Source organism: Pararhizobium sp. (assembly GCF_035497515.1).
Classification (GTDB): domain Bacteria; phylum Pseudomonadota; class Alphaproteobacteria; order Rhizobiales; family Rhizobiaceae; genus Pararhizobium.
This window is the reverse complement of record NZ_DATJDJ010000037.1, coordinates 1-2,132: the sequence shown is the minus strand read 5'-3', so window position 1 is coordinate 2,132 and position 2,132 is coordinate 1. Positions and strand designations below refer to the sequence as shown.

General features: G+C 61.6%; 2 protein-coding genes and 1 pseudogene. 2 read left to right on the top strand and 1 reads right to left on the bottom strand.

The features are described 5' to 3' along the window. Positions 1-172: FAD-dependent oxidoreductase (locus VL202_RS03560; protein ID WP_325462794.1), on the bottom strand; the 172-nt coding region annotated here is incomplete at its 3' end. On the opposite strand from VL202_RS03560, the pseudogene lpdA reads away from it, so the two are divergent. Together lpdA and VL202_RS03550 are read left to right on the top strand one after the other, a co-directional pair. After that, positions 131-1,309 (top strand): annotated as a pseudogene (gene lpdA, locus VL202_RS03555) (dihydrolipoyl dehydrogenase); the annotation flags it as partial. The gene VL202_RS03560 and the pseudogene lpdA sit on opposite strands and share 42 nt — an antisense overlap. Before the next feature lie 68 nt (positions 1,310-1,377). Then, positions 1,378-2,132: lipoyl synthase (locus VL202_RS03550; RefSeq protein ID WP_325462793.1), on the top strand; the 755-nt coding region annotated here is incomplete at its 3' end.

Sequence of the window (2,132 nt, the reverse complement as noted above, 5' to 3'; positions counted from 1 at the left end):
GCGCCTTGGTCGGGATGCAGCCCCAGTTGGAGCAGATGCCGGCCAGATGCTCGCGCTCGACCACGGCAACCTTGAGGCCCAGCTGCGCCGCGCGGATCGCCGCGATATAGCCGCCGGGACCGGAACCGATAACGATGACGTGGCTTTTCTCATAAAGAAGAACAAGGTCGATATCATCTGGGGCGAGGCGAAACTCACCAAGGCTGCCTCTGGTACTCAATTGGGTGAGATCGTCGTTGCCAAGACCACCAAGACCATTGTCCAGCCGCAGGGTCCGATCCCGAAGAACACGCTGGGCGAGGGCACCTATACCGCCAAGCACATCATCGTCGCCACCGGCGCCCGCCCGCGCGCATTGCCGGGCATCGAGCCGGACGGCAAGCTGATCTGGACCTATTTCGAGGCGATGAACCCGGATGCTATGCCGAAATCGCTTCTCGTCATGGGCTCCGGCGCCATCGGCATCGAATTTGCCTCGTTCTACCGCACCATGGGCGTCGAGGTGACGGTCGTCGAAGTGATGAGCCAGGTCATGCCGGTCGAGGACGCGGAAATCTCCGCCTTCGCCAAGAAGCAGTTCGACAAGCAGGGCATGAAGATCATCCTCGATGCCAAGGTAACGAAGGTCGAGAAAGCCGCCAACTCCGTTACGGCCCATGTCGAGAAGAAGGACGGCTCGATCGAGAAGATCACGGCTGACCGGATGATCTCGGCCGTCGGCGTCCAGGGCAATATCGAAAACCTCGGCCTCGAAGCACTCGGCGTCAAGACGGATCGCGGCTGCATCGTCATCGACGGCTATGGCAAGACCAACGTGCCGGGCGTCTATGCGATCGGCGACGTCGCCGGCCCGCCGATGCTTGCCCACAAGGCAGAGCATGAAGCGGTCATCTGCGTCGAGAAGATCGCCGGCCTGCCAAACGTCCATCCGATGGACAAGCTGAAGATCCCGGGCTGCACCTATTGCAACCCGCAGGTCGCGTCCGTCGGCCTGACGGAAGCGAAAGCCAAGGCCGAAGGCCGCGACATCCGCGTCGGCCGCTTCCCGTTCGTCGCCAACGGCAAGGCGATCGCGCTCGGGGAAGACCAGGGCATGGTCAAGACCATCTTCGACAAGAAGACCGGGGAACTGCTCGGTGCCCATCTGGTCGGCGCCGAAGTGACCGAACTGATCCAGGGCTTCGTCGTCGCGATGAACCTCGAAACCACCGAAGAAGACCTGATGCACACCATTTTCCCGCATCCGACGATTTCGGAAACGCTGAAGGAAAGCGTGCTCGACGCCTATGGTCGTGCGCTGAACGCTTGAACGTGTCAGGGCTCGTCTCCATTTCGAAGAACAGGCCCCTGACGGCCTGAAGGAAAGTGAAAGCCAAGATGGTCACCATTCTCGACCGCACCAATATCGAGATCGACGCCAAGCGCGTCCGCCATCCCGAAAAGGCCCACAAGCCGGACACCGAGATGCTGCGCAAGCCGGAATGGATCCGCGTCAGGGCACCGACCTCAAAAGGCTATGCCGAAACCCGCGCGATCGTGAAGGAGAACAAGCTCGTCACGGTCTGCGAGGAGGCAGGCTGCCCGAATATCGGCGAGTGCTGGGACAAGAAGCACGCGACCTTCATGATCATGGGAGAGATCTGTACGCGCGCCTGCGCGTTCTGCAACGTCGCCACCGGCAAGCCGAATGCGCTTGATCCCGATGAGCCGGAAAATGTCGCCAAGGCCGTCCGCGAGATGGGCTTGTCGCATGTCGTTGTCACCTCGGTCGACCGCGATGACCTGGCTGATGGCGGCGCCGAGCATTTCGAAAAGGTGATCTGGGCGATTCGTGCTGCCTCGCCGGCAACGACGATCGAAATCCTGACGCCCGACTTCCTGAAGAAGCCGGGTGCGCTGGAGCGCGTCGTCGCCGCCAAGCCGGATGTGTTCAACCACAATCTGGAAACGGTGCCGGGCAATTACCTGACCGTGCGCCCCGGCGCGCGCTACTTCCATTCGATCCGGCTTCTGCAGCGGGTGAAGGAACTCGACCCGACCATGTTCACCAAGTCCGGCATCATGGTCGGCCTCGGCGAAGAGCGCAACGAAGTGCTGCAACTGATGGACGACCTGCGCACCGCCGATGTGGA